A 25,752-nucleotide genomic window follows, 5' to 3' on the forward strand; every position below is an offset into this window, starting at 1 on the left:
TCGCCGGACTGACGGCTGCCGCGAGGCAGCACATCGGTTACCAGAAATACTGCACAGCGAGGAAGTCACCTGCCCGCAGGCGGGCGGCATTGGTGAGCCCGTGAAATCTTGCAGACTCTGGATATTCCTCAATGCTTTCAGAGTTCATTGCATATGCGCTTCATTTTTTGCTCTGACACACATCAACCCCAGCCCATGTAGTCCATCACACTCTTTGACCTCAACGATCTTCTGCGGCCCGTCACCAGCGAGGACCCTCGTGGAACAGACATGCTGCTGAGCACGGAGTTCGACGAAATACAGAGTGCGCTCCAACAGGAAGATCCGTCACTCGATCAAGGCGAATGGATCACGGCCCGCAAGGAAGCTGACCTGCCATTTGTCACGCGGCGCTGCATCCAGTTGCTTCAGGAGCAAACCAAAGACCTTCGACTCGCGATATGGCTCACTGACGCCGTGGCCAGCCAGCACGGCCTACCGGGTCTGACGCAAGGCTATGCCTTGCTCGACGCCTTGGCCGCTCGCTATGGGGACAGCCTTCACCCGCAGCCGGAAGATTGGCGATATGGGGGCTCGTATTGGCAATATCAGCTGGTTTCTCAAACGCTCCGTAGAGCAGCTGGGAAATGCACCTCTGCTGCAGTCTGGCAGCATTCGCATCAATATGCTGGCCTGGCAAGCCGCAGTGGCGCTGGATCAAGCAGTACGGCGCCATCCTTGCGAAGCGCATGAAATTGTGAAGGGCAGGACAACTCTTGAAGAGCTGGAGAGACAGCGATCCTCGGTTCCCGACAGCAGTCTGAAAGTGCTGGCCGCGCAGCTGGCTCAATTCTGTGCAGCGTCGAAGTCCTTGGAGGATACGCTGAATGACAGACTGGGCGATGATGCCCCCAGCTTTGCAGCCATATGGGCGGCATTGGAAGATCTTCAGCATCTGGCTCGGCGTTGGGGCGCCAATGATGAACCCGTTCAGCTGCCCACAGCTGATGAGGCAGCTGCCGATTCCGCACCTTTCGAGAATGCCGCTCGGATGCCTGCGCCAACCGGATCGGAGCACGGGCCTCACTCCGACACGCTTGTCCGCACTCGTGCAGATGCGATTGCACTTCTCGAGCAGGTCGCCGCCTCTCTTGAACACACCGAGCCATCCAGCCCGGCCGCCTATATGGCCCAGAGGGCCGCATGCTGGGCCCGATGGCCACTGCTTGAGTGGCTCAAGCATGTCATCAAAAACGATGATGAGCTGGCTCAACTCTCGAAGAGATGCTTGGCGTGAGCAGCCACGCACGAGTGAACAACAATGGCTAACGCGGTCCGGGCCCACCAAAAAGCAGCACAGCCGTGCCTCTGCATATTCCGGCTGAATCTACCGCCTGCTCCGGTTGTGGCTGAGCCGTCGGCCCACAGCGGATCTTGCGGCTTGCCAAGGAGATGCGTGCGGCGCTGCGCCGGTAGTGAAACCGGCCCAGGTATGGGCAAGCATCTTCATGACTGAACGCAGACACTGCGAGCGCCGCTTCGTTGCACGCTCGCTGCCCAGACCATGAACGCAACCATACTCACGCAGGCGCCCAATATGCAGACGCCAATCCAGCCGCCCCGCGCATAGACCGCGGTGGAAGCCAGTGCACCGGCGCCGCTGCCCATCGCGTAGAACAGCATGTAGCAAGCGACCAACCGGCTATGCGCCTGTGTCGAACTTTGAAAAATCATGGCCTGGTTGGTGACATGCAGTGCCTGGCAGCCCAGGTCGAGCAGCAGGATGCCGACAGCCAGCCACCACAGCGATACGTCCAGAAAACTCAGCGGTATCCACGCAAGCAGTAACAACACCAGGGCCGCCGCGCTGACTCTGTGGCTCCAGCCCCGGTCGGCCCATCGGCCGGCTCGGCCTGCAATGAAGGCCCCTGCTGCGCCGATCAGCCCGAATGCGCCAATCGCCGAATGCGGCAGCGACAACGGTGGAGCACTCAGTGGCAGAGCCAGCGCGCTCCAGAAGATGCTGAACACGGCGAACATCAGCAGCGCCAGCAAGCCTCGAACCTGAAGCACCCGGTTCGTCCGCAACTGTGCGAGCATCGAGCCGACGAGTTCGAAATACGAAAGACGCTGAACAGGCGCTATCTGAGGCGGCAAGTTTCGCCAGATCAGCGCGGCCAGCATGCACATGAGCACCGCCGAGCCGGCATACACGCCGCGCCAACTGCTCAGATCCGCAATCACTCCGGACCAGACTCTGGCGAGCAACAGCCCCACGACCACACCCGCCTGAGCGGCCCCCACCACCCGTCCTCGCTCCCAAGGCGCTGCAACGCTTGCCGCGTAGGCAATCATCCCCTGTGTCATCGCAGTGCCAAGCAGTCCCACGAACAGCATGCCCGTCATCAGGCCGACGGCGTTCTGGACCATCGCCAGCCAGACAAGAGCAAGAACGAGGCTTACCAGCTGCCATCGGGCGAGCCGGCGACGATCAAGCTGGTCCCCCAGAGGCACCAGGAATAGCAAGGCAAGCACTGAGCCAGCCTGCGTGGCAGTAACCACACCACCAATCGCGCCGAGCGAGACACCAAAGTCCGCCGCCAATCGGTCGAGCAACGGCTGCGCAAAGTAAACGTTGGCGACACTTGCACCGCTGGTACAGGAAAAAAGAGCCACGAGCTTTCGGGGCATGGCCGCTGCAGCATGGGAAGAATTCTGAGACATTGCCAAATCTGGTTTCAATATAAAACCAGATTGAGCATAGTGAAGTAAGTTTTAAAATGCAACCAGAAAAGACGGAAAACTTGATGGAGCTGGTCTGATGGCAGAACGCAAACGCATGGATACCGCGACTTGCCCGGTGGCGCGGGCACTTGATGTCATTGGTGACCGCTGGTCACTGCTGATCGTGCGAGACGCCTTTGACGGCATCAGCCGGTTTAGCGACTTCCAGAAAAATCTGGGTGTGGCGCGCAATATCCTGGCCGGCAGACTCAAGGCATTGGTGGAAGCAGGCATCCTGGAGGCACAACCCGCAGCCGACGGTACGGCTTATCAGCAGTACATGCTCACGGCGAAAGGGCAGACCCTGTTTCCTATCGTCGTCGGGCTGCGCCAGTGGGGTGAGGACAACCTTTTTCACCACAATGAACATCATTCGAGGCTTGTGGAGACAGCCAGCGGTCAACCCATTGCCCGCCTGCAAGTGCAAAGTGCTGACGGACGAAGCCTGGCGTTCAAGGATGTGGTTGTGATTGAGAAATCGAAATAGCTTGCCGGGAGGCGAACTTTTCTCGTCGCTCCCTCATCGCCGCAGTGGCTCCACCTCGTGGTTTGAAGGCCGGCTGAAGAGGATGGGAAGATCGGAGCTTGCAAGCCCGTCCTCCATGTTCGCGTTGGTGTCTGCGTGGAGCTAGCGGAGCTGGCGGACCTGGCAGCAAGCCAGCGCAGGCTCTGCTGCACGCAAGCCTGGCGGCATGTTGCGAATCGTGAGCCGGAATCAGGGCACAGTCGGCAGCGCGTTCATGGAACGCAGAACCTTGCGGGCAATGCTCTGGCGTTTGGCAAGGTCGCCGAGCCTGTTCGGAGTATCCATGTTCAACGCGAAGAAGACGGGGCCGCCGGGCCACTCGACCCAGCCCACCCACCATCCGATTTGGCCGGTCCAGCCCGTTTTTGCACGCAGTATCCAGTCAGGGCCGGCTTCATTGACCATCACATCCTTCACAAGTCGTTGGTGTTCGAGCTGGAAAGGCAGTTGATTGAGGTACAGCCGCTGCAGGAAAGCAATCTGCTCGAAGGATGAGATGGCAAGTTCTCCCTCAACCCAGAACGGCTTGTCGCCCGTGGCGATGGCATTGCCATACCCTATCTTTCGCAGGTACCCGGTCTCGCGCACATCGCCGAGTTCCTTGGCAAAGCGCTCATACACCCAGACGGTGGAATTCCTCATCGCCGAGCGCAGGTTCTGGTCCATGTTCCATGCGGGCGTGGGACGCTTCATGCCATCCCAGGGGATGACCTGAAATTCGTCACGCAGCAGCCCCGCATCAAGCGCGAACAGGCTGTGCGGGATCTTGAAAGTAGAGGCCGGCGAGTAACGGCGATGGGCGCGCGAGACGTTGTAGACCAGAGTCGTTTCGGCTGGAGCTCGCGCATCAAGTACAACAATGCTGCCTTGAGCATCGGCTTCCGTGAAAAACCGGGACCATTCCGTCATTTCCTGAAATGGCTGACCCGCCACTGCTATTTGAGCAAACCCTGCAGCCAAGGCCGATAAGACCAAACTTCGTCGATTCATGCGAACAGTTTAAAGGTCAACGGAACCTACCCGAGGGGACCTGAGCGGCGATAGCACCGGCTAGGGCGAGGATGGACGTCTTCTGCGGTTCCTGTGCAGTGGTTGCTTTCGGCCATACACGAACATTTGCGGCCTTCCCTGCATGGCAGCGGCGGACACCCCGAAGATCAATGACGATGCCAAACAGCCAGTCGACGTTTAGCATCGCCGAGTGCTGCGCGCCCTGCCCTCAGAACCGATAGCGCGCTGTCACCAGTACATTGCGCGGATCGCCATAGACGCCCGTACCGTAAGAGCCCAGACCCGGCATATAGGTCTTGTCGAACAGATTGTTCACGTTGATCGACATTGACCAGTGCTTGTCCATCTCATAACGTGCCATCAGCCCCACCACGGCGTATGACGGCTGGGTAGCACGCCAGTATGGGGCGCTGGGTTGCTGGTAATAGGTTTCGGTTTGCCAGGTGACATTGCCACCCACGGTCCAGCGCGACCAGTCACCGCGCAGGCGGTAGGTGCTGCCCAGCTTGAGCAGATGGCGGGGCTGATTGGTATTCACCGCTGGCGTGACCACATCAGGCTGTGCCGGTGCCTTGGACGTGCGGTAGGTATACCCCCCGAACAGGTTCCAGCCCGGCGCGATACTGCCGGACAACTCGGCCTCCAGGCCCTGGCTGGTGATGCCATCGATGGCGGTGTAGATCTCTTCACCGCTGGCCCCGTTCATGCCCTGGTACTGCGCCGCATTCTTTTGCTTGATGTGGAACAGCGCAACGCTGGTGTTGAGCTTGCCATCCAGCAACTCGCCCTTCACGCCCACCTCTTTGCTCAGCCCCGTCAGCGGCGACAAAGGGTTGCCGCTTGCATCCTTGTAATAGGTCTGCGGGTTGAAAATATTGGTCACGCTGCCGTACACGGACCACTGCGGGTTCAGGTCATAGACCAGGCCTGCATAGGGCGTGATCTTGCGGTTCACCTGCAGGTCATTGCCCACAGAGCTCTTTCCCGTGGCCAGGACCGTGGTGGCGTCCAGCATGTCGTACCAGCTTGCGCGGGCACCCAGAATCACCGACAGGTCATCCGTGGGCCGCAGGCGGGTGGCCGCCGAAAGGCCTTTTTCCAGCACCACGATCTCGCGGTCCGAGCTGCGCGTGAACGTGGGCTGAGCAATGTTGCCGTCCCAGGCAAAGTAATTGGGGATGTTCGTCCAGACCGTATTCGACAACTGGGCTGCCCGGTGTTGACGCGAATAGCCCGCACCCAGCATCACATCATGGCTGCGGCCCAGCAGCTGAAACTTGCCGTTCAATGCAGCGTTGAAGGTGTTGACGTCGGTCTGCGTGGGAATGGTGCCCGCGATCATGCGGATACCCGCCCCCGTCACCCTGTTCACGGTGCCGTTATAGGCCGCACCGTAGACCACGTCACGCGACTGCGTGAGATGGCTGGCCGATGCATCCAGCACCCAGCCGCCACCAAAATCATGCTTAATACTGCCAAACAGGTTGCGACTGTCGTTGTCCCAGTAGGACCAGCGCGCAGCCGGATTGACCGAGCGGCTGAAGTCGGTGCGTGTGCCATCGCTGTAGAACAACGGCAAATGGCCGAAGGTCGAGCCATCGGCCTTGGACTGCATGTAGTCAAAGCCCAGGCTCAGCAGCGTGTTGGGCGTGAGATCTGCCTCGACGATGGCGTAGAAGTTGCGGGTGTCCCGGCTGTAGTAGTCCACATTGGACTCGGCATTCTGTCCAGCCACCACGACACGGCCGCGCACCGTCCCTGCCGCATTCAGCGGGCCGGAAACATCGGCGGTGGAGCGGTAACGGTTCCATGAACCTGCGCCCACCTCCACCGAGGCTGCAAGCTCCTTGGTGGGCTTTTTGCGCACCAGATTGACCACTGCCGATGGGTTGCCCGCCCCGGTCAACAGGCCGGTGGCGCCTTTGACAACCTCCACACGCTCGTAAATGGCGCTGTCGGCCAGCGAGGTCGTGTACTGGTTGGCCGAGTCCATGGTGTTGGGCACGCCATCGAACTGGAAGTTCTCGATGGTGAAGCCACGCGAATAAAAGGTGTAGCGCTCGCTATCGTTGCGGCCCACGGTGATGCCAGGGGTTTTCTCCAGCACGTCGGGCATGGCCGTCAACGCCATATCGTCCATCAGTTGGCGCGTAACGACGCTCACGGATTGCGGCGTTTCACGCAGCGTCATACCCATGCGTGTGGCCGTGGCCACAGTTCCTGTGGGGGTGTATGCACCCTCTGCCACAACCGGGCGCTCTGCAGCTGCAGTCACCGTGACCGCAGCCATCTCTGTTTCCCCCGCAGTTGATCCGGCAGCGGTCTGGCTTATCTGCGGCACACGGCGCAACGCCCAGCCGCCATTGCTCTGGCGCACGGCTTGCCAGTCAGTGCCCTTGAGCAGCGCTCCAAAAGCCCCTTCTACGGTGTAGCTGCCGCGCAGCCCGCTGCTGCTTCGACCTGCCGTCTGTTCCGGCGTAAAGATCAGTGCCACACCTGCTTGGCCGGCTGCGCTGCGCAAAGCCGTATCCAACGGTCCGGCGGGAATATCGTAGCTGTGCTGCTGTGAGGTTTGGGCATGAGCGGTGGTCACGGCCAGCGGCAATGTGGCAATGACACCTGCACACAAAGCCCAGTGCACGGAATGAGCGAGCATGGATGGAGCGAAAAGGCGGCGCGCCGGCCGCTGGAAAGTTTGAAAGTGCATGACGTTGGACAGTCTTTGAAATCCGATGGCAATGAATGAAAGCTTTCGGAAATAAAGAAGCCTGAGAGTTCGTATCGGGTCACCTCCCGTGCAAATATTTTTCGGACGCTTGGAAAGCTATCGCTGCAAGCCGCATCTGGATGGGGTTAACAGAAGAGGTCAGGAAACAGGCCGGGCCAGCCAGGCACTCAATCGGCCGAAGTCCTAGGCGGCAAGACAGCTAAGAAGCAGTACCACCGTTGCCTCAATGACCGCTGGCCTGGGATGCCTCCACTCTCACCCACCACTGTGAGCGCCAGCGCACCTGCACCGGCAATGAACTCGGGAGCATTGCCAGAACCGCATCGGTATTGGCGACACCTCCTTCTGCCCCCAGAGGGAAGGCGCCCGAAAAACGCAGCCCGGCCACCGCTGGGTCTACGCGTAGCCAGCCACTGCGGTAGCGTCCCAGCTCGATCAGAAAATCATCAAGGCGCTGGTTGTCCACCCACAACTGCCCTTGGCTCCAGGCCAGCTCGCGCTCACCGGCGGCGCCCGGATCATGCGCGTGCGTGCGTTCAAAAACGACGACCTGCCCTGCATCCAGTCGCAAAGGTGGGCTGCCCGGGGAAGCATCGACGGGGTGTATCTCCACGGCGCCCTGGAACACCGCCACCTGCGTCATGCCGCTGTTCTGCCGCACTGTAAAACGCGTACCTATGGCACGTACAAGTCCTTCGGCGGTTTCAACCACAAAAGGCAACTCGCCCAGCTCGCCAGGCGGATGACCGGTGGTGAACAGCGCTTCGCCCTGCAGCAAACGCACACGGCGCTCAGGGCGTGCGAAGTTCAGTGCCACCGCACTGCGCGTACCCAGCAGCAGCTCCGTGCCGTCGGGCAATGTGTGACGCTGGCGTTCGCCGGTACCGCTGCGGTAGTCCGCCGCCAGTTGCTTCCATTGCGGTGTGCGCGTGACCATCCAGCCTGTGCCTGCGGCCGCTCCCACGCCCACGAACAAGCCCAGCAAATGGCGACGTGACGCGGATGTGGGTGCAGTGTGCAAGGTTCGATAGCCCACACCGTCCGCATTCAAACCGTGCAGCGCACCGGTAATGGACTGCAAATGCTGCCATGCACGGGCATGGTCTGGGTGAGCGTCATGCCACTGACGCCAGCTCTTTTTCTCTGCTGCCGTAGCGGTGCAGCCATGCAGACGCGTAAACCAGTCTGCGGCAGCTTCGGCAACGGCAGCATCCAAGGGGGCACCACCGGCGCGCAGTTGCACACCAGTGCCCGGTGTAGGGGCCGCCAGGCGGCAGGCAGAGCGATTGGTCATGACGAAACAGAAGCGGTGCTCAAGGGATCAGGAAAGCGCCAGGAGAAAGCATTGACGATGCGCCTGCATCAGATAGCGTTTCACCGAAGTCATGGAGACACCGAGCCGCTCTGCAATGGCAGCGTAAGTCAGGCCTTCCAGATGAGCCAGCAAGAATGCTTCGCGTGCCTTTGGAGCCAGGGCATCCAGTACTTGATCGACTGCCTGCAACGACTCAAGAGCAATCAAGCGCTCCTCTGGCGGTGGCACCAGATCTTCTGCCAATAGCGCCAGCGCATCCAGATAGGCTTGTTCCAGCACACGACGGCGGTAGCGACGAATGACCAGGTTCTTGGCCACCGTGACCAGGAAAGGCCGTGGCTGCTCGATGCGCGTCGCCATCCCGGAGACGATGACGTTGACAAAGGTGTCGTGAGCAATATCTGATGCCTCGAAGGCATTGCCCAGCTTGCGCCGCAGCCAATGCTGTAGCCAGCCATGATGTTCAACGTACAGCGCGTGAACGGGATCAGCAGGAGCAGAGGAAGATGCGGTCACAGACGGTAGACCGCGATGACGCGGCATTATTTGATAGTGAGAACTATTCTCATTCTAGCGTCTAATCAAATTGCTCTTTGCGAGCCCGCCTGGCCAATGGCCCTGCCCGGTTGCTTGTTTCGCAACGAGGCCTGGCATCAGCGTCATGGCTCGACCACCACCGCAGCTTTGTCAGCAGTGAGCCCATTTTCGAGCTAAGCAGCGAATGCCTGCGGCAGCCCGCATGCCGCGCGCTCAACGCTCAAGTTGATCACGAGCAGTGCAGCAAGAGCAACGCGTGTCCAATCTGCGGGCATCCTTGAATGGCCTACTGCGTTACCCAGCGAATTATTGGCATCTTCAGATTGAAGGTGGGATAGCTTGCGACCATATAGCCAAACAACCCACCCTGGATCGGATGAAGCATTCCGATCCTCCGCTGTCATTGGGTTGTCACGACACAGGCGGAGACTGCGGGTTTTCACCAATCCACATGCCATGTGGATGGGCCGCAAAGCCTTGCCTCCTTGTATTCGCTGTCATGAAAACTGCATCCCCCGGCTTCGCCCCCAAACGCGTTGCCTATGCCGCTGCCACACTCTTCCTCAGCACTGCCGTGCTGGTGGCATGCGGAGGCTCCGACGATTCTGATCCTCCCCCCACCACGCCCCAGCCACCGGTCGTACAAGGCCGCTGGACCACGGGTGACCTGCATGTGCACACCATGCAGTCCGACGATGCGCAGCAAGTAAACACCTTGGACAAAGTGCTGGCCTCCGCTTTTGACCGCTTTGGTCTGGACTGGGCTACGCTGTCCGATCATCTGCGCCTGAGCAGTTGGGACAATGACGGCAACCGTCTGAATCCGCAGATTCCGATGTCGGAAGCCATGGCCAAATTCCAGGTGCCGCGCATCAAGGAACTCCAGGCCCAGGGCAAGTACGCCGACAAGGTGATCTTCTCGTCCTTTGAATGGGATATGCCTTCGCACGACCACGGCAACGTCGGCATCTTGACCGACAACCCCATGTCGGCAGGTGCGCTCAAGGCCGCCAGCCAGTTCGAGTATCTGTTCACCAACCGCGACGCGGCATTGTTCAAGCCCGAAGATGTGGCGGTCTGGGGCCCCAAGGCCGGCACCGGCTACAACACCCATGCCGAAGCCATGGCCGCCATTGCCTGGCTCAAGCAGAACTACCCCAGCACAAGCTATCTGCAGATCAACCACCCATCTCGCAACCCTGGCAAATACACGATTGCCCAACTGCGTGAGATGAATGATCTGGCCCCCAATATTGTCTTTACCCTCGAAGGCATGGTGGGCAACCAGATGGAGCCGGACCGCGGTGGCTACACCAGCGACTACATCGAAGCCAATCTGCCTTCGCGCACCTATGGCGGCGTGGACTATATGGTGGCCAAGCTCGGAGGGACCTGGGATGCGCTGCTGTCCGAAGGACGCCGCATCTGGAACGTGGCCGACTCCGACTACCACTTCACCATGTCGCAAGGCAAATACAGCAGCGGCTACGCGCCGGGCGAATATGCCAGGAACTACCTGTGGGGCGACGTCAAGGACCCGCAATCGCTGCTGGCCACGCTGCGCACCGGCAAGCTGTTTGCCGTGTATGGCGATCTGATCAATGCGCTGGACTTCAAGGTGAAGAGCGCCAGGGCCACGGGCGAAATGGGCTCCGAAGTAGCGGCACAAAGCGGCGAAGACCTGAGCATCACCATCCGCTTCAAGAGCCCTGATCGCAACAATTTCGAATACCAGCTGGGCAGCGGGCTGTATGCCAACGTCAAGCCCATGGTGGACCATATCGACCTGATCGCGGGCAATGTCACCGGCCGCAAGACCCCGGGCACGTCTGGCTACGATGAAGCCACCAGCCCATCGACCCGTGTGCTCAAGCGCTTTACCCGTGCGGACTGGACGCTCGACTCCGAGGGCTACTACACCGTGACCACCACGGTCAAAGCCACTGGCGACCAGTACTTCCGTCTGCGCGGCACCAACCTGGGCACCGATGTGGCCGGAGAGACAGCGAATGGCGAACCGCTGCCCGATCTGAAGACCGATGACGGCACCGACCATGTGGCGCGCTTCAACAAGATCAATGCACGCAACTACGGCGACCTGTGGTTCTATTCGAATCCGGTGTTTGTGAAGACGGCAGCCCAGTAATTTCTGCACTGTCCCCTGAACTGCCCGGCTCACTGCCGGGCATTTTTGTTCCACGAACTGGTGCCGCGGCAGAGTGCTGCGCCTCATCCGTCCCGGGAATCGCAGCAATTCCGGGTGACCGCCTTTTTGCATGTCTGGACTTGGTGCAATAGACCCTTAGCAGCCATGCGCGAAGTTCATGCCGATGGCAGCTTCGCAGCAGACGCCGTCCTTTCCCCTCAGCTATTGCGATGACTGGCCTACGCTTCTTGGCAGAGTCGATAGAGGTGCGCCTTCACCGCGGGACAACTCACCTCCCCTCTGGCTGAGGGACGGTAAAGCTGAGCGTCGCCGTGTAGCGCACATCGTGATACTTCCTAGCGCCCACAGTCACCGCTGCATCATTGACGCGCGCCGATACCTCAAGCACATACAGGCCAGGGAAGGACGGCGTAAAGCTCACCGTACCATCCTTTGACGGAGCCAGTGAACGCCGCCACCCCTCCCCCGTTTCGACGTTCACCTGACTGGCGGCGACGGGCCGTCCCTTGAACATCAATCGAAAGGTGTTTCCATCAGGGTGGGTCGGAACCAGTTCCAGGTCGTTCAGGGCCTGAATGCCCTGGCGACCGTAGCGGGCTTGATAGTAGGTAAGAACGCCATCATCGAACCCGGTAGCAGTGAAGCGCAGATCGCTGACGGGTTGGGGAACAACGAGATGGTTGATCGCAGCCTGCACTGGCAGTGCCTTGCCATCCGCTTGCATTGCCCTGGGCTCCAGCAAGGCAGGCCACTTTTCCAAAGGGCGGTGCAGCTCTCCCGCGTAGGCACGGACCTCCGCCCCTTCGGGCTGCACCCAGAGATACTCCGCTTGCGCCTTTGCCGAACACCCTAGGACGCTGCTGCTTAACAGGCACAGAGCCGTTCGATGGAATACATCAGGTAAATGCACTAGGTAATCCTTGTCCTCAAACTTGCATCCAATGCGCTCGGCCTATTGGCGCCGCTTGGATTTCTTCCAGCCCGACACCGGCCTGCAACCCAGACCCGGTGTCGAGCAGCACATCACAAAGGCTGGGCGGGCTACGACGATCAGGCCCTGCCTCCACTATCTGCTACCTGCTCGCATCAGATAGTGGCGATCAGCATCCGTGGCCGTTCGCACTGCATTCAGCGCGTGACGCCTTGCGGGGAACCGCTGGGCTTCCGTTGACGCGGATGAAGAACCGCACCGAACCGACCCTAAGTCCGGTCCAGATATGCAGCCAGGCCCTGCTTCACCTTGGCGTCTGATCTGCCATCGAAGCTGGCTCAGGCCGTCCTCTGGATGACCTTGAATGTCGGCGTTCAAAAGTCATAACGCATCCCTACATTGACGCTGCGCGGAGCACCCCAGGTATAGAACAAGCCTGCCGCCGTAAAGTTGGTGAGACCGGCCATGTACTTCTTGTCCAGTGCATTGTTCACGTTCAGGCTGAACGACAGGTGCTTGTCGACTTGATAGCGCGCCATCAGGTCCAGCACCGCGTAACCCCTCTGCGACAAAGTGGCGGCGCTATTGCTCATAGACGTCTTGCCTTGCCAACGTGTGGCGGCTCCCACAGTCAGCCCACGCAAGAAGCCTGCGTCGAAACGATAGGTCGTGCCCAGCTTGAACTGGTATTTGGGATATTGACTGGCGCTGGTGAGTGAGCTGCTTTGCTGCACCAGGCTGCCCTGTGCCTGCCAGCCGCGCGCAAGCTCGCCCGCCAACTCCAGCTCCCAGCCACGCCGCGTGGCAGAAGAGACCGCACGATAGGCCGTATTGCCTGCAGGAGTGAGATCACCACTTTCCTCTGCAGTGTTTTCCGTCTTCATCCAGAAATGCGCAATGCTGGCGTTCAAGCGCTTGTCGAAAAACTCCCCCTTGGCGCCGATCTCATAGGTATTGCCCTGTTCCGGTGCCAGTGTTGCACCCCGTGCATCCTGAGCCGTTTGCGGCTGGAAAATATTGGCATAGCTTGCGTACAGCGACATGTTCGGCTGCACCTCGTAGACCAACCCGGCATAGGGGGTGATCACGCCGTTTTCCTTCATGTCATAGTTCCACCAGTAAGGTGTGATGTCACGCTCTTCAAACCGCGTAACGCGCAACCCCGTGATCATTTGCAGAGGATCCGCCAGCCGGAAGCGCCCCGCTGCATAGGCATAACGCTGCTTCTGACTGAACTTGTTGTTGCCGTAGTTCAAGACACTGAAGTCGGGCTGAGGCAGCACAGCGCCTCCTTGTGCCATGTTGATGCCGAGATTGCCCAGCGGCACCAGGTTCAACGCATTCAGCGGCAATTGCACATTGCTGTGAAAACGCGATACACCCGCACCTGCCAGGAGCTCATGCGAACGCCCCAACAGCTCGAATGTCCCCTTCACATCCAGATTGACGCTCCAGTTATCGGTCTCCATATTGCGCCATCGACCAAAGCTTGCGCGGTCCTGGTCGTAGAAGTAGCCAGCCTTCATATCGTCCATGGAGACGTTCTGATGTGAGAACTTGAGCGTGGCGGCCCAGTTATCCGCCAGTCTTTGCTCCAGGCTGCCGAAGATATTGAGGCCTTTTTGCGTATATCCCCCCCAGGGGGCGCCGGTGTTGAAAGAGCGTGGCAACCACGCCACCTCACCGCCTGTGCGCGTGTATCGCTGGATCGGTTGCGTGGTGCCAATGCCTTGCGCATCGCGTTCGCGATAGGTCATGCCAAGGTTGAGGACTGTGCCAGGGGCGATGTCCGCTTCAAGTGCCCCAAACAGCATCTTGCTGCGGCTCTTTTCATGGTCACGGAAACCACCGGCGTCCATGGCGGAGGCAACCAGACGCCCCCGAACCGTGCCCGCTTCGTTCAGTGGGCCGCTCACATCGGCCTGTGTTCGATAAGTATCCCAACTCCCCACATTGGCGCGCACGCTGGCCTGAAATTCGCGGGTCGGTCGTTTGCGGATCATGTTGACCGTGGCGCCGTAGTCACCCTTGCCCACAACCAGACCGGATGAACCTTTGAGGACCTCGATCCGGTCAATCTCCGCCATGTCGTCGAGCGAAAACATGGTGCTGGTCAGGTAATACCAGCCGCTGCTCAGTTGTGCCATGCCGTCGGTCTGCAGGTTGACCTTCGCCCCGCGCGCTTGAAAATCGGTAGCGTTGTTCTGCCTGTACACGGCGATGCCGGGTGTCTGCTCCATCACATCGGTCAGGGTCTCCAGCTTGAAGTCATCCATGCGCTGACGCGTCATCACGGTCACGGACTGAGGTGTCTCGCGCAGCGAGAGATTCAGTCCCGTTGCTGTCCTGCTGGGACCGGTCTGGGTGTAACTGCCCGTACCCTCGGTCACGCCGTCCCTCTCGAGCTGGGCAGTCACAGTGACGGTGGCCAGGGATGAGGAGTCATCGTTTGGCGCGATGGCTTTGATGACCAGGCCTCCTCCTTGGGGGACCGCGACCAGACCACTTCCGGCCAGCATCTGCTGCGCCGCCTGCCTGAGCGTGAGCGCTCCATGCACGGGACGCGCTGTCTTGCCGGCTACCAGCGCGGGAGCAAACCCAATGGAAGTGCCAGAGGCTGCTGCCAGTTCGTTAAGTGCGCTCCCCAAGGGCTGGGAAGTGATCGTGAAACTGATGTTTTTTGCATTCTCAGCCGCGGATTGCGCCTGCGCAATCACCGGAGAGAGGACGGCCAGGGCTGCGGCCAGAGCAAGAGGAGCGGGCTGAAAATGAGGCTGCGTGAAGCGCATGGAGAGGGATTCCGAACGTCGAGTAATGAATGAAAATAAGACTCACTACTCTTTAAGACGCATCAGATCACCAGAAATACACCCCTAGTCCGAAGAAAATTTGAAATTCCCGCATCGAGCCTGAAAGTGCTCAAGGCGCGCTGACGATTTCGGTCTTCCCAGATGGCTCGCTGACCAGCTTCACAGGCAGGATCTGAGTCAGCATGCGCGCAAATTCCCCGGGTCTATCAATCTGGTAGCTGCCGCCGATGGTCATTGCAGCGACCGCCGGGTCGCGAATCTCCAGACCCGTAGACCCGTAGCGCTCCAGTTCAAACAATGCATCCGCCAAGGCGGTGTTATCAAAACGCACCAAGCCCTTGCGCCATAGGGCGACACTGCCGGGAGCAACACCGGCCACCTGGCCTAATACGCCGTCCGATGACACCCTCAGGCCTTGCCCTGCCAGCAATTCGACATGCAGATCAGCCTTCTCGTTGGCGCTGCTGTAGGAACCGGCGACCTGCACACGGCCCTTCTCCACCGAAACATTGACCGCCCCGGCATCGGCCCCCTGGTTGCGATAGCGAACGGAAAACCGTGTCCCCAGCACCGTGACACGCGCAGGCCCAGCGAGAACATGGAATGGCTTCTTGGGATCGGCGGCAACCGAGAACATGATCTGCCCATCAGCAATCCGCACTTCTCGGCGGTCGCGGTACATGGTGACCTGTGCCTGCGTGTCGGTGTCCATGGCGAGCTCGGTGCCATCTGGCAAGGTGACAAGCTTTTGCTGCCCCTTCTGCGCAACATAGCTGCTCTCGAATGTCGGCTGCAGCATCCATTGGTGCCATCCAATCCCTGCCGCAAAGAGCGCAGCACAACAGGCAGCGACCAAGGCAGAGCGCGGCTGCATCCAGTTCAACAGCGCGCCTGCGCGCGCCCGTCCCTCCATCGCCTCCGGTTTCGCAGGCCCACCGGCAGACTGCGCAGAAGATCCACCACTGGCAATGGTTTCGCGCTCGAACGAGGACCGTGCTTTTGCAACCATGTCGGAAGGAGCAGAACGCAGCACCGCCATGTCTTGCGTCAGACGACGAAATGCCGCGTCATGTGCCGCATCCTCAGCCAACCACTGACGCAGGGCTTCATGCTCGCTCTCGCTCAAGCCTTGCTCCCAGCGAGAGTGCCATTCGACGGCCGCCACCTCTACCGGATTCTGTCGACTGAAAAAATCCGCAAGCTCGCGCGCTTCCTCTGCCTCGTCAAAGGAGGCTGGCACTTTGCGCTGGGATGCAAAAGAGTGACTCATCTTATGGATAGGGATGCGCGGGGCGCGGCAAGAATTCACCCTCGGCGAAGCAGCTACGCAAAACGAACGCAAATTTGCGATCACTCGACATTATCAAGTTCCATTCTGCGCGCAGCACATGCAAGTTTTCCACGGCTGATGTACTGATTCACCATGCTCAGCGACACTCCCAGACGCTCTGCGATCTCCTTGTTGGGCAACTCATCGAAGATGTACATGCAGAAGGCATCACGACACCGAGGCGGCAGCCCCTCGATAGTGTCAAGATACGCTTGAATGCTCTGAGACGATGCATAGGCATGCTCGGGCTGCAGATGCAGAGGGCTCGCAGGCTGGTCCAGCTCCTCCAAGGAATCGATACTTTGATGCTGGCGCACCTCAGCCCGTCTATCCATATCGATTTTGGCGCGCAAGGCCACCTGTCTCAACAGTGCACCTGGCTCAAGAATGACCTGCCCCTTCTGCTGCATGGAAAGCACACGGGCATAGCTTTCCTGCGCCAAGTCGGCCGCAGTATCGCGGTCTCTCACTTTGCGCATGCAGAAATTCAACAGATCTCTGTAGTAGCGGGTCAGCACGATCCAAAAAGCCAGTAGCAATAAGTGAGGCCGAACATGCGCGGCGATAAGACAGCCTTGGAGCCCTGGCGCAAAGAGTTGCAATCAACTACACGGCAAAATTATAGATTGCTAATGCGACTTATTCTCAATGAATCCATGCAATATGATGCGAGTCATAGGTACGGATCAGCCACGGCCCCATTCGACCCAGCGTTGACCGGCATGTCTGTGACGACTGTCGACAGCAAGTAGCCAGAAACAGCCGTCAGGGTCGATGAGCAGAAATTCAGCCCATGGCCGAAAACTCCATCTCGCTTGCGAGTCCGAAATCAGGCGCAGGCTGAGGCAGCGCGCATGTCGAACGCTTGCTGGCCACCGCCTCCCCGCCAGGGGCCATGCCAGGCGGCTTGGAACGAATCACTGCTGATCATTTCAGCGTGAACTCGCTCGCGGCTTAGTGAACCCACAGCACCTCAAACTGCTGGCGGGTTGAAGTGATCTGTATCGACACCTCATCCCCTTCGCTCCTACCCAGCACCGCCCTGCCCAAAGGCGCTTTGCTGCTGATGACCTGAATGGGATCTGCGCCGTTGACCAGCTTCATATTCCCTCCATCCGGTCCGAGAAAGAACTGTTGTTGCTTGTCGTCTGAATCCACCAGACAGAACAGCGCGCCGAGCTGAATCCCTTTGCTGGCGTCGTAAGGTTGCGAGCGGAACTGGCGCCAATCAGCCATCGCCTGGCGGATGGCTTCTGCGCGACGAGCCTGGCCGGTAGCCAGGTAGGCAGCTTCGAGACCCAATGTGTCGTACTTGTTCTCGGCGATGTTTTCCTCATGAGTCGCCGTTTCATGAGCAGCCATAGCGGCCTTCTCGGCCTGCAGAAGGTCCTCCGCGAGCCGTTCCAGCACCTGCTGCTGCAACAACAATTTATCCATAGCGAAAAGAGGCATCTCGAACAAGTTGAGGGGCCCCGATTATGAAGGGCCTGTTCACCGCTCGACGCTTCCCATTGGCTACGTCAGCGCCTGTTCACTGGCCGATAAGCCGCAATGCACCATAGGCCTCTTAGACTCTAAATTTATAGCTGGCTGCGCTTCTATATATTGATTTCAAATACATTTGATATTGAAATCAATGCTAGACATACGCAACCAGCTCCACTATTGATAGCTTTTGTCGATCTTCAGACCATGGCACGAGGCGCAAAACAACTTGCGGCAGGCTTCTTTTTGAACCGCTCTCAGTGCTGAATATTTGCCAATGCAGACAACAGATGGCGCTTGTGGTTGTGGGCCCCAAGGCATGATCCTGAGGCCCCATATTCCACTTCCAGAGGCACGGCCGCACTCACGCTCCATCAGGGATGGTTGGCTCCACCAAGAGGGCAAGCAATTGCAGTGATTCCTGCCAGCCCAGATAGCAGGCCTGCTCTGGAATCATGTCGGGAACGCCTTCCTGCACCACATGCAGCTCGGTACCGCAAAAGACCTCCTTCAGATCGACGGTGGTGATCATCTCGCCGGGCAGATTGGCGTCCTCGAATCGATCGGTATGACGTATGCGCCTGCCCGGCACCAGTTCCAGAAACTCACCGCCAAAGCTGTTTTTGCTGTTGGCGGAAAAATTGATGAAGCTCATGCGGTAGCGGCCCCACACGCGTGCGTCAAATTCATGCACCTGCGCCGCGAAACCATGCGGAGGCAGCCACTTGACCATGGCCTCGGGGGTCGTGAAGGCCCGGTAGACGCGTTCGGGCGGAGCTTTGATCACACGGTGCAGTCGAATGGTCTGTGGCATGCGAGACTCCTGAGATAGAGGCCAGCAAGCTTAGCCCTCATCACCGCAGCTGGCTACCAGGCTTTCTTGGATGTATTCATCAGTCGCCTCTTCGGCACAACGCCATCACACCTATCCCGCGGACAGGCCGCTTCGGCTCCGCACCCAAACCCCATGCAAGATTCGCCGACATTAAGCAGATGGTTAACCATGGCGCGCGATGACGAAATCGTCGTCGATGCCACCGACATCAACCACGAAGCATCGTCCAATCCATGGTGCTTTTCTCCAGACGATGAGGAGTCTCTGGGCATCAGCGCTGAAGCCCTTGCCGATTTCATCGGGCAGGTCGTGGCAGCCAGACAGGAGCAATTGGGTGGAAATGCACCCATGCTTTTCTATTGCTGGCATGAGGCACAGACCAGGCAGCTGCGCTTCAGCCTTGTATCCGCCGCGCATGGCCGGCTGCCTTTCGGCTGCGCCGTCGACCCCGCAGCGAAGCTTGCATCCATTGCCGCAGATATTGTCGAAAAGGACTGGCTCAATGCCGAGTGGGGCCAGCCTGGGCCAGACCAGGCTGCGCCCGATGACCTCTGTGAGGAGCCGGCGTTGAGCTTGGCGGTGTTCGTCGCCCATCTGCCATAGCCTGATCTTCAGGCGCATGTTCAGGCTCTTCGCAACCCGAGCCGCTGCCGATCTGCACACACAGCTGCCGGAATTCAGGCAGCGTTCCCCATACGGCCAGAGGCACGGAACATGGCACACTGTGGCGAACATCGGCGATTACCGCACCGCATTGCGCGTCGCCGCCTGTCGCAGCCCCATGACAACAGCCCGGGGAGTTCGTATGGGCAAAGGCAAAACCGGCGCCAAAGCGGCGTTTTCAGCTCTCGCAACCCCGCTCGTCGACTCGGCAGTCGAACAGGCCCGGGACATTGCACGGGTACCTGACGTCGAGGGGATCCACCAATTGCGCGTCACTTTGCGCAGCCTGCTGACGCTGTGGTGGTTTTACCGGCCTCTGATGGAGGCAAGAGAGTATGCACGGCAGCGCAGCAGCCTGAAATCGATTGCCAACGCAGCAGGCATGGCCCGCGATTACGACATTTTGATCGAGCTGCTGAGACGTAACGACAAATGCAGCGCAGCCGGCATTGCGGCCCTATCGACCGCCCGCGAATCCGCTCTGCAGGCTGGCCGGGAAAACCTTTCGCCCCCCCATATACAGACACGATTGCAGGAAGCTCTGGCGCAAACGTCGGCCAGCTTGGGCCCTGGGTCCGGCCAGCCGCGACTGCGAGCTCTTGCACAGGCCCGGGTTGCGCAGGCAGCGAGGCAGCTGCGCCGACGCACCAAGCGGGCGATCACCGCCGGCAGGCCAGACCTTGAAGCCTTTCACGATGTCAGAAAGGCCGGCAAGAAAACACGTTATCTGCTGGAGCTGTTCGGGCCCTTGCTGCCCGCAGACCATCGCCACTTGCTCAAGCGGCTGCAGAAAATCCAGCAGCCGCTTGGCGAGCTGAATGACCTTGCTGTCAGCGAAAGCCTGCTCAGGCAGAACCCGCACCTGATCCCTTCTGCGCATCAGGCGAAACAAATAAGACGCTGGCTCAGAAAGAAACGCAAGAACCGCCTGAGCGCCCTCTCCTGCCTGCTGCGCAAGGATCGGACGCTCAAGCAGGCTTGAGCGTTCACGACGGCGCCGCTATCAGTCCCAGACAGGAGCCAGTCCCTCGGGGCTGACTTCGCGGCCGTTGCGCTCCAGCGCCGCGATCAGCGCCATATCATCGGCGTCCAGCTTCAGATCGCGCGCCAGCAGGTTGCTCGCAAGGTTCTCACGCTTGGTGGACGACGGAATCACCGCATAACCCAGCTGCAGCGCCCAGGCCAGCGCCACCTGCGCCACCGTGGCCTGATGCTTGGCCGCGATCTGCGCCAGCACCGGGTCCTTGAGCACCTTGCCGTAGGCCAGGGTCATGTAGGAAGTGACCTGAATGCCCTGCTGCTGGAGGAAGGCCGTCAGCTTGCGGCCTTGCAGATAGGGGCTCAGCTCGATCTGGTTGGTGGCAATCTCGCCCTGGCCCACGGCGGCGATGGCCTGGCGGGTCAGCTCGATATTGAAGTTGGAGATACCGATCTGGCGGGTCAGGCCCCGGGCCTTGGCTTCGGCCAGGGCTTCCATGTACTCGGACAGCTCCACGCCGTTTCCGGGTGCGGGCCAGTGGATCAGGGTCAGGTCCACATAATCGCAACGCAGTTTCTTGAGGCTGTCCTGCAGGCTGGGGATCAGCTTGGCGCGGCTGTAGTTGTCGGTCCAGATCTTGGTGGTCACAAACAGATCGCTGCGCGCCACACCGCTGTCGGCAATCGCCTGACCGACTTCAGCTTCGTTGCCATAGATCTGGGCTGTGTCGACCGCGCGGTAACCCACATCGAGTGCGTTGCGCACGGAATCGATCACGACCTGACCGTTGAGGCGGAAAGTACCGACGCCGAAGGAAGGAATAGGGCTCATGAAATCACTCCTGAATGAGATTGAGGGCAGCAGCCCGTCCGGAGCCTGCATGTCTGCTGGCCGTACCGGCTTTCCCGATGCCTGAAGTTTGCCGCGTTCATATTCGCGGATTAAGCCTTGTATTTCACAAATACTCTTGAAATCAAATCAAATATAGAACCAGAATCTTGCAGCAGCCGCCGCCAATTTTCATGATCTGTGATTACCGCACGCACCCGGCCCGACTTGAGCCCCATGCCCGCTGCGGGAAGCTGCGGAACACGGGTCTGAGCGCCATCGGCAATCACTGGCGCTGTTCAATGGAAGTGAATTCCGCAACACGCCGTTGACCAGGGCGAACAGAACCACGGACAGGTTTGCGGCGCGGTGTCCTCGATTAACATTTGCAGATCAAGCTTGGCATTCCCCATTTTTCTTGAACCGAATTCAACAATGAAGACCACGCTCGACGAACTGCAGGCCTTTGTGGCTGTCGTGGACACGGGGTCCATCACGGCCGCGTCGGAACTGCTGGGCCTGACGATTTCAGCCACCAGCCGTACGCTGGGGCGGCTGGAAGAAAAGCTCCAGACCACGCTGCTGCGCCGCACCACCAGACGCCTGGCGCTGACCGAGGAAGGCACCACTTTCTTGCAGCACGCCCGCGCCATTCTTGCATCGGTCGACGAAGCGGAGGAGTTGATGGCCGCGCGACGCATGCGTCCGGCGGGAAGGTTGCGTGTCGATGCAGCCACGCCCTTCATGCTGCATGTGCTGGTGCCGCTGATTGCAGGATTTCGTGCGCGCTACCCCGAGGTGGAGCTGGAGCTGAACTCCAACGAAGGCATCATCGACCTGCTCGAAAGGCGCACCGACGTGGCATTCCGCATCGGCGTGCTCAAGGACTCCACCCTCCATGCCCGCCCTGTGGGCATCAGCCGCATACGCGTGCTGGCCAGCCCGGCCTATCTCAAGCGCCACGGCATGCCCGCCAGTGCGGCACAGCTCAGCCAGCACAGCCTGCTGGGCTTTACCCAGCCCGAATCGCTCAATGACTGGCCGCTGCGCGACGCCGACGGCAACGCCGTGCACATTCGCCCGGACATTGCATCTTCCAGCGGCGAGACGCTGAGGCACATGGCGCTGGCCGGCCTGGGCATCGTCTGCCTGTCGGACTTCATGACCCGCGCAGACCGCGAGCAAGGAAATCTGGTGCAGCTGTTCGGCAAGCAGACGCTGGACATCTGCCAGCCCGTCAATGCGGTCTACTATCGAAACACCGCACTAGCGGCGCGCATCACCTGCTTTGTGGACCATGTGGTGGAAACGCTGGGCAGCCGCCCGTTCGAGACCTGAGCGGCCCGAGCCGGCGCGGTGGCTGCCGTACCTGTATCGCGGTGAGGCTGCGCTATGGGCCGGCAGCGCAGCACTTGCAGCGAGGCTGTAACGCCGCAGCAGGGCACTCCATGGCTGGACGGCAGAATCAGGCCTTCCGCCTTGCCCTGCAGCCCTTGCCGTCATCGAGGCGCTGGGTAGCCTCTTTGGCAGCTTCTGACCTCAGACTGCCAGGATCAAGGCCCAGGTATTTGCGCATCCCAGGCCGGTTGGCTGCGGGAACTCCGGTCGCGCCCGTATGATCCGAACCCCTATGCCTCAAAACACCGTCCAAGCTTCCTCCTCGCAACATGGCTTGCGCGCCCTCTGGCGCCAGCGTGGAGTGGGTGCCTGGCTGCTGTGGCCGCTGTCGCGACTCTATGGATTGCTGCAGGCCTGGAACGCACGGCGCATGCGCAGCCGCCAGCAAAGCACGGGGCTGCCGGTCATCGTCGTCGGCAATGTGATTGCAGGCGGCGCGGGCAAGACCCCCGTGACGCAGGCCGTGGTGGCCCACCTCAAAGCCAGGGGCTGGCAGCCGGCGATCATCTCGCGCGGTTATGGCCGCAGGATCGAGAGCGGGCAGGATTGCCGCGAGGCCCTGCCGGACAGCCCCGCCAGCGAAGTCGGCGACGAGCCCGCCCTGCTGGCGCGCAGCACCGGCGTGCCGGTCTTTGTCGCCTCCAGACGTCTGGAGGCAGCGCAAGCGCTGCGCCAGCGCTACCCGCAGGTCGATGTGATCGTGAGCGACGACGGCCTGCAACATCTGGCCCTGGCACGCGATGTGGAGCTGTGCGTCTTCAATGATGAAGGTGTCGGAAACGGCTTTCTGCTGCCCGCAGGCCCATTGCGCGAGCCCTGGCCCCGCCCGGTGACGGCCACACTGCATGCGGGCCAGCCGCCCAGGCCGCCGGGCACAGCCCCGACGTTCGCGTTGCAGCGCAACCTGGCCGATACCGCCTACAACGGCCATGGCCAGAGCATCCCGCTGCGCAGCCTGGCTGACCAGAACCCGGAGGCCGTGGCCGCCGTGGCACGCCCCGAGTCCTTTTTTGCCATGCTGGCCGCCCAGGGCATCACTGCGGCAGCAACCCAGGCCTTGCCCGATCACTATGATTTCGAGAGCTTCTCGCGCAAGCTGGAAAACGACAAGCCCTTGATTTGCACCGAAAAAGACGCCGTCAAGCTCTGGCGCAGGCATCCCGAAGCCTGGGCCATACCCCTGCAGCTACAGCTGCCGCAGGCCTTCTGGGAACTGCTGGATGCGCAGCTGACCAAGGCCAACGCCAATATTCGCCGCGATGGCAAGCCAGCCTGACTATCATTGAGCCTATGGATCGGCCCCGGCTGATCACCCCTTTTTTGCAGCGCCAGCCCCTGCTGGCGCCCTCATCCCGTTTTGCAGGAATATTCCATGGACGCCAAACTTCTCGAACTGCTGGTCTGCCCCGTCACCAAGGGCCCGCTGCGCTTTGACCGCGAGCATCAGGAACTGATCAGCCACAGCGCGCGTCTGGCCTACCCGGTGCGCGACGGCATCCCGGTGCTGCTGGAAAACGAAGCCCGCACCCTGTCCGACGACGAGCTGGAAGAAGAAAAGCAATAAGCCATGAGCTATACGGTACTGATCCCGGCCCGTCTGTCCTCGACCCGTCTGCCCGGCAAGCCGCTGGCCGATATTGCCGGCCTGCCCATGGTGGTACGCGTGGCCCGACGTGCGGCTCTGGCCGGCGCAGCCCGCTGCGTGGTGGCGGCCGACGACGAAAGCATTGTGGCGGCCTGCGCCCGGCATGGCGTCCAGGCCATCCTGACACGCAAGAATCATCCCAGCGGCAGCGACCGTCTGGCCGAAGCCTGTGCGCAACTGGGCCTGTCCGGCGATGATGTGGTCGTCAATGTGCAGGGCGATGAGCCGCTGATCGACCCCAAGCTCATCGAGGCCGTGGCGCAACTGCTGCTGGCCCGCCCCGAAGCCAGCATGGGCACGGCCGCCCATCCCATTGATAGCCTGACGGATTACCGCAACCCCAATGTGGTGAAAGTGGTCTGTGACGCCAAGGGTCTGGCCAGCTATTTCAGCCGCGCGCCCATCCCTTTCTCGCGCGACCACGGCGATGAAGCCTGGTGGCAGACGGCGGCCCCCAAGGCCGGTCACACGGGTTTCACACCGCTGCGCCATATTGGCATCTATAGCTACAAGGCCGGTTTTCTGCGCGAGTTCCCACAACTGGCACCCGCGCCGACCGAAGCCATGGAACAGCTGGAGCAGTTGCGCGCCCTCTGGCACGGCCACCGCATTGCCGTGCATATCACGCCCGATGCACCGGGTGCCGGCGTAGACACGCCCGAAGACCTTGAGCGCGTGCGCGCTGTTTTTGCTGTCTGAGTAAAAGACCTGCGCACCTTGGCGACACCGGTGCGCAGGCCGTCTTCGTCCAGGGCTGCTCACGCATCAAGCCGGCAGCAGCCCTGTCGGCGTGCGCCATCCCAAAGGGCCCTGGGCCAGTCCAGGAAAGCGCCGATCGCTATACTTTCCGCATAGTCCGAATAGCATATGTAACGGCTTCGGCATCTGGATTACAACTACAGCAATCGCGTTTGCAGCGGATACATGCCTTCAATTGGCCGCGCTTGTGACAGCCTTGACTGAATTGTGTAAGCCTGTGTTGGTCTTGTGCGTGCTATCCTTGCCCGCGAAAAAATACGGCCCGGGGACTACGGACGACCACCCGTCTGCCTGGGCCAGCAAGAATTTCTACTCTCCTCAAGGATTTCCATGAAACTGATTTTGTTGGGTGCACCCGGCGCCGGCAAAGGCACTCAGGCGGCCTTCATTTGCCAAAAGTACGGTATCCCTCAAATCTCCACGGGCGACATGCTGCGCGCCGCCGTCAAGGCTGGCACCCCTCTGGGTCTGCAAGCCAAGGCCGTGATGGACGCCGGCCAGCTGGTCAGTGACGATCTGATCATCAACCTGGTCAAGGAACGCATTGCCCAGCCCGACTGCGCCAAGGGTTTCCTGTTTGACGGCTTCCCCCGCACCATCCCCCAGGCCGACGCCATGAAGGCCGCCGGCGTGAAGCTGGACTATGTGCTGGAAATCGATGTGCCCTTCGACGCCATCATCGAACGCATGAGCGGCCGCCGCAGCCACCCCGCCTCGGGCCGCACCTACCACGTCAAGTTCAACCCTCCCAAGGTGGAAGGCAAGGACGATGTGACCGGTGAAGACCTGGTGCAGCGCGAAGACGACAAAGAAGAAACCGTCAAGAAGCGCCTGGACGTCTACAGCAACCAGACCCGTCCTCTGGTGGACTACTACAGCAACTGGGCCAAGGCCGACGCAGCAGCGGCCCCCAAGTACCGTGCCATCAGCGGCACAGGTAGCGTGGAAGAAATCACCGAGCGCGCTCTGGCCGCCCTGGCTTCCTGATCGCCCTGATCACTCGCTCATGGAGCCTTGCCGACTTTTCGCGGTCGGGCATCTC

At 60.4% G+C, this 25,752-nt stretch carries 22 protein-coding genes and 1 pseudogene; 11 read left to right on the forward strand and 12 right to left on the reverse strand.

Translation table 11 applies throughout. The features are described from left to right. Positions 1 to 231: 231 nt before the first annotated feature. A pseudogene (locus tag O987_RS29865) lies at positions 232 to 546 on the forward strand (type VI secretion system ImpA family N-terminal domain-containing protein); the annotation flags it as partial. Positions 547 to 565: 19 nt separating this feature from the next. Beyond that, the gene (locus O987_RS16430) at positions 566 to 1,276 is read left to right on the forward strand and encodes a hypothetical protein (protein ID WP_235214165.1); all 711 of its coding nucleotides are present in this window, start codon (positions 566 to 568) and stop codon (positions 1,274 to 1,276) included. 209 nt (positions 1,277 to 1,485) lie between these two features. Here the strand turns inward: O987_RS16430 and O987_RS16435 are convergent, their stop codons facing one another. Beyond that, on the reverse strand, positions 1,486 to 2,703 hold the full coding sequence (locus O987_RS16435) for an MFS transporter (protein ID WP_043373555.1): 1,218 nt from the start codon (positions 2,701 to 2,703) through the stop codon (positions 1,486 to 1,488). Positions 2,704 to 2,800: 97 nt separating this feature from the next. Here O987_RS16435 and O987_RS16440 point away from each other — a divergent pair, with 97 nt between their 5' ends. Further along, on the forward strand, positions 2,801 to 3,250 hold the full coding sequence (locus O987_RS16440; protein WP_019042947.1) for a winged helix-turn-helix transcriptional regulator: 450 nt from the start codon (positions 2,801 to 2,803) through the stop codon (positions 3,248 to 3,250). Positions 3,251 to 3,478: 228 nt separating this feature from the next. Here the strand turns inward: O987_RS16440 and blaOXA are convergent, their stop codons facing one another. From blaOXA to O987_RS16460, 4 genes are all read right to left on the reverse strand, one after another. After that, on the reverse strand, positions 3,479 to 4,279 hold the full coding sequence (blaOXA, locus tag O987_RS16445; RefSeq protein ID WP_043373557.1) for a class D beta-lactamase: 801 nt from the start codon (positions 4,277 to 4,279) through the stop codon (positions 3,479 to 3,481). A gap of 229 nt (positions 4,280 to 4,508) precedes the next feature. After that, positions 4,509 to 6,956 carry a TonB-dependent siderophore receptor gene (locus O987_RS16450; protein ID WP_051962308.1) on the reverse strand — a complete coding sequence of 816 codons (2,448 nt, stop codon included), beginning with the start codon at positions 6,954 to 6,956 and terminating at the stop codon, positions 4,509 to 4,511. A 295-nt stretch (positions 6,957 to 7,251) separates the two neighbouring features. Further along, positions 7,252 to 8,322: a FecR domain-containing protein gene (locus O987_RS16455; protein WP_043373562.1), complete on the reverse strand. Its 1,071-nt coding sequence runs from the start codon at positions 8,320 to 8,322 to the stop codon at positions 7,252 to 7,254. A gap of 27 nt (positions 8,323 to 8,349) precedes the next feature. Continuing rightward, a complete protein-coding gene (locus O987_RS16460; RefSeq protein WP_051962197.1) occupies positions 8,350 to 8,886 on the reverse strand; it encodes a sigma-70 family RNA polymerase sigma factor in 537 nt (178 codons plus the stop codon). A 493-nt stretch (positions 8,887 to 9,379) separates the two neighbouring features. On the opposite strand from O987_RS16460, the gene O987_RS16465 reads away from it, so the two are divergent. After that, entirely contained in the window at positions 9,380 to 11,026 is a 1,647-nt protein-coding gene (locus tag O987_RS16465) for a hypothetical protein (RefSeq protein WP_043373566.1), read from the forward strand. A gap of 289 nt (positions 11,027 to 11,315) precedes the next feature. Here the strand turns inward: O987_RS16465 and O987_RS16470 are convergent, their stop codons facing one another. The 6 genes from O987_RS16470 to O987_RS16495 all read right to left on the reverse strand — a co-directional run bounded on the left by O987_RS16470 (position 11,316) and on the right by O987_RS16495 (position 18,417). Next, positions 11,316 to 11,771: a DUF4198 domain-containing protein gene (locus tag O987_RS16470; RefSeq protein ID WP_235214166.1), complete on the reverse strand. Its 456-nt coding sequence runs from the start codon at positions 11,769 to 11,771 to the stop codon at positions 11,316 to 11,318. A gap of 581 nt (positions 11,772 to 12,352) precedes the next feature. Continuing rightward, complete coding sequence (locus O987_RS16475; protein ID WP_043373570.1) at positions 12,353 to 14,767, reverse strand: TonB-dependent siderophore receptor; 2,415 nt, start codon at positions 14,765 to 14,767, stop codon at positions 12,353 to 12,355. Positions 14,768 to 14,897: 130 nt separating this feature from the next. Then, positions 14,898 to 16,058, reverse strand: coding sequence for a FecR family protein (locus O987_RS16480; RefSeq protein WP_051962198.1), 1,161 nt, complete (start codon positions 16,056 to 16,058; stop codon positions 14,898 to 14,900). 80 nt (positions 16,059 to 16,138) lie between these two features. Next, positions 16,139 to 16,636, reverse strand: coding sequence for an RNA polymerase sigma factor (locus tag O987_RS16485; protein ID WP_029158488.1), 498 nt, complete (start codon positions 16,634 to 16,636; stop codon positions 16,139 to 16,141). A gap of 436 nt (positions 16,637 to 17,072) precedes the next feature. After that, the gene (locus O987_RS16490) at positions 17,073 to 17,555 is read right to left on the reverse strand and encodes a GreA/GreB family elongation factor (RefSeq protein WP_029158489.1); all 483 of its coding nucleotides are present in this window, start codon (positions 17,553 to 17,555) and stop codon (positions 17,073 to 17,075) included. Positions 17,556 to 17,967: 412 nt separating this feature from the next. Beyond that, the gene (locus O987_RS16495; RefSeq protein WP_043373573.1) at positions 17,968 to 18,417 is read right to left on the reverse strand and encodes an SRPBCC family protein; all 450 of its coding nucleotides are present in this window, start codon (positions 18,415 to 18,417) and stop codon (positions 17,968 to 17,970) included. A 153-nt stretch (positions 18,418 to 18,570) separates the two neighbouring features. On the opposite strand from O987_RS16495, the gene O987_RS16500 reads away from it, so the two are divergent. Next, on the forward strand, positions 18,571 to 19,041 hold the full coding sequence (locus O987_RS16500; RefSeq protein WP_235214167.1) for a hypothetical protein: 471 nt from the start codon (positions 18,571 to 18,573) through the stop codon (positions 19,039 to 19,041). Between the two features lie 202 nt (positions 19,042 to 19,243). Then, positions 19,244 to 20,083, forward strand: a complete 840-nt coding sequence (locus O987_RS16505) for a CHAD domain-containing protein (protein WP_043376568.1) — start codon at positions 19,244 to 19,246, stop codon at positions 20,081 to 20,083. 21 nt (positions 20,084 to 20,104) lie between these two features. Here O987_RS16505 and dkgB read toward each other — a convergent pair whose 3' ends face one another. Next, the gene (gene dkgB, locus O987_RS16510; RefSeq protein ID WP_019042777.1) at positions 20,105 to 20,911 is read right to left on the reverse strand and encodes a 2,5-didehydrogluconate reductase DkgB; all 807 of its coding nucleotides are present in this window, start codon (positions 20,909 to 20,911) and stop codon (positions 20,105 to 20,107) included. Positions 20,912 to 21,343: 432 nt separating this feature from the next. Here dkgB and O987_RS16515 point away from each other — a divergent pair, with 432 nt between their 5' ends. From O987_RS16515 to adk, 5 genes are all read left to right on the forward strand, one after another. Further along, positions 21,344 to 22,246 (forward strand): LysR family transcriptional regulator, encoded by a 903-nt coding sequence (locus tag O987_RS16515; protein WP_019042778.1) that lies wholly within the window; start codon positions 21,344 to 21,346, stop codon positions 22,244 to 22,246. Positions 22,247 to 22,538: 292 nt separating this feature from the next. Then, entirely contained in the window at positions 22,539 to 23,582 is a 1,044-nt protein-coding gene (lpxK, locus tag O987_RS16520) for a tetraacyldisaccharide 4'-kinase (RefSeq protein WP_043373579.1), read from the forward strand. A 96-nt stretch (positions 23,583 to 23,678) separates the two neighbouring features. Further along, the gene (locus O987_RS16525) at positions 23,679 to 23,870 is read left to right on the forward strand and encodes a Trm112 family protein (protein ID WP_003054006.1); all 192 of its coding nucleotides are present in this window, start codon (positions 23,679 to 23,681) and stop codon (positions 23,868 to 23,870) included. A gap of 3 nt (positions 23,871 to 23,873) precedes the next feature. Then, complete coding sequence (gene kdsB / locus O987_RS16530) at positions 23,874 to 24,650, forward strand: 3-deoxy-manno-octulosonate cytidylyltransferase (RefSeq protein WP_019042781.1); 777 nt, start codon at positions 23,874 to 23,876, stop codon at positions 24,648 to 24,650. Between the two features lie 390 nt (positions 24,651 to 25,040). Continuing rightward, a complete protein-coding gene (gene adk / locus O987_RS16535) occupies positions 25,041 to 25,697 on the forward strand; it encodes an adenylate kinase (protein ID WP_003054002.1) in 657 nt (218 codons plus the stop codon). The last annotated feature ends 55 nt before the right edge of the window (positions 25,698 to 25,752 follow it).

It is taken from the genome of Comamonas testosteroni TK102, from assembly GCF_000739375.1.
Lineage (GTDB): Bacteria > Pseudomonadota > Gammaproteobacteria > Burkholderiales > Burkholderiaceae_C > Comamonas > Comamonas brasiliensis.

Coding starts and splice junctions, on each gene's coding strand:
- O987_RS16430 (WP_235214165.1), top strand. CDS start 566: ATGGGGGCTCGTATTGGCAATATCAGCTGGTTTCTCAAACGCTCCGTA.
- O987_RS16435 (WP_043373555.1), bottom strand. CDS start 2,703: ATGTCTCAGAATTCTTCCCATGCTGCAGCGGCCATGCCCCGAAAGCTC.
- O987_RS16440 (WP_019042947.1), top strand. CDS start 2,801: ATGGCAGAACGCAAACGCATGGATACCGCGACTTGCCCGGTGGCGCGG.
- blaOXA (WP_043373557.1), bottom strand. CDS start 4,279: ATGAATCGACGAAGTTTGGTCTTATCGGCCTTGGCTGCAGGGTTTGCT.
- O987_RS16450 (WP_051962308.1), bottom strand. CDS start 6,956: ATGCTCGCTCATTCCGTGCACTGGGCTTTGTGTGCAGGTGTCATTGCC.
- O987_RS16455 (WP_043373562.1), bottom strand. CDS start 8,322: ATGACCAATCGCTCTGCCTGCCGCCTGGCGGCCCCTACACCGGGCACT.
- O987_RS16460 (WP_051962197.1), bottom strand. CDS start 8,886: ATGCCGCGTCATCGCGGTCTACCGTCTGTGACCGCATCTTCCTCTGCT.
- O987_RS16465 (WP_043373566.1), top strand. CDS start 9,380: ATGAAAACTGCATCCCCCGGCTTCGCCCCCAAACGCGTTGCCTATGCC.
- O987_RS16470 (WP_235214166.1), bottom strand. CDS start 11,771: ATGCAAGCGGATGGCAAGGCACTGCCAGTGCAGGCTGCGATCAACCAT.
- O987_RS16475 (WP_043373570.1), bottom strand. CDS start 14,767: ATGCGCTTCACGCAGCCTCATTTTCAGCCCGCTCCTCTTGCTCTGGCC.
- O987_RS16480 (WP_051962198.1), bottom strand. CDS start 16,058: ATGAGTCACTCTTTTGCATCCCAGCGCAAAGTGCCAGCCTCCTTTGAC.
- O987_RS16490 (WP_029158489.1), bottom strand. CDS start 17,555: ATGGATAAATTGTTGTTGCAGCAGCAGGTGCTGGAACGGCTCGCGGAG.
- O987_RS16495 (WP_043373573.1), bottom strand. CDS start 18,417: ATGCCACAGACCATTCGACTGCACCGTGTGATCAAAGCTCCGCCCGAA.
- O987_RS16500 (WP_235214167.1), top strand. CDS start 18,571: ATGCAAGATTCGCCGACATTAAGCAGATGGTTAACCATGGCGCGCGAT.
- O987_RS16505 (WP_043376568.1), top strand. CDS start 19,244: ATGGGCAAAGGCAAAACCGGCGCCAAAGCGGCGTTTTCAGCTCTCGCA.
- dkgB (WP_019042777.1), bottom strand. CDS start 20,911: ATGAGCCCTATTCCTTCCTTCGGCGTCGGTACTTTCCGCCTCAACGGT.
- O987_RS16515 (WP_019042778.1), top strand. CDS start 21,344: ATGAAGACCACGCTCGACGAACTGCAGGCCTTTGTGGCTGTCGTGGAC.
- lpxK (WP_043373579.1), top strand. CDS start 22,539: ATGCCTCAAAACACCGTCCAAGCTTCCTCCTCGCAACATGGCTTGCGC.
- O987_RS16525 (WP_003054006.1), top strand. CDS start 23,679: ATGGACGCCAAACTTCTCGAACTGCTGGTCTGCCCCGTCACCAAGGGC.
- kdsB (WP_019042781.1), top strand. CDS start 23,874: ATGAGCTATACGGTACTGATCCCGGCCCGTCTGTCCTCGACCCGTCTG.
- adk (WP_003054002.1), top strand. CDS start 25,041: ATGAAACTGATTTTGTTGGGTGCACCCGGCGCCGGCAAAGGCACTCAG.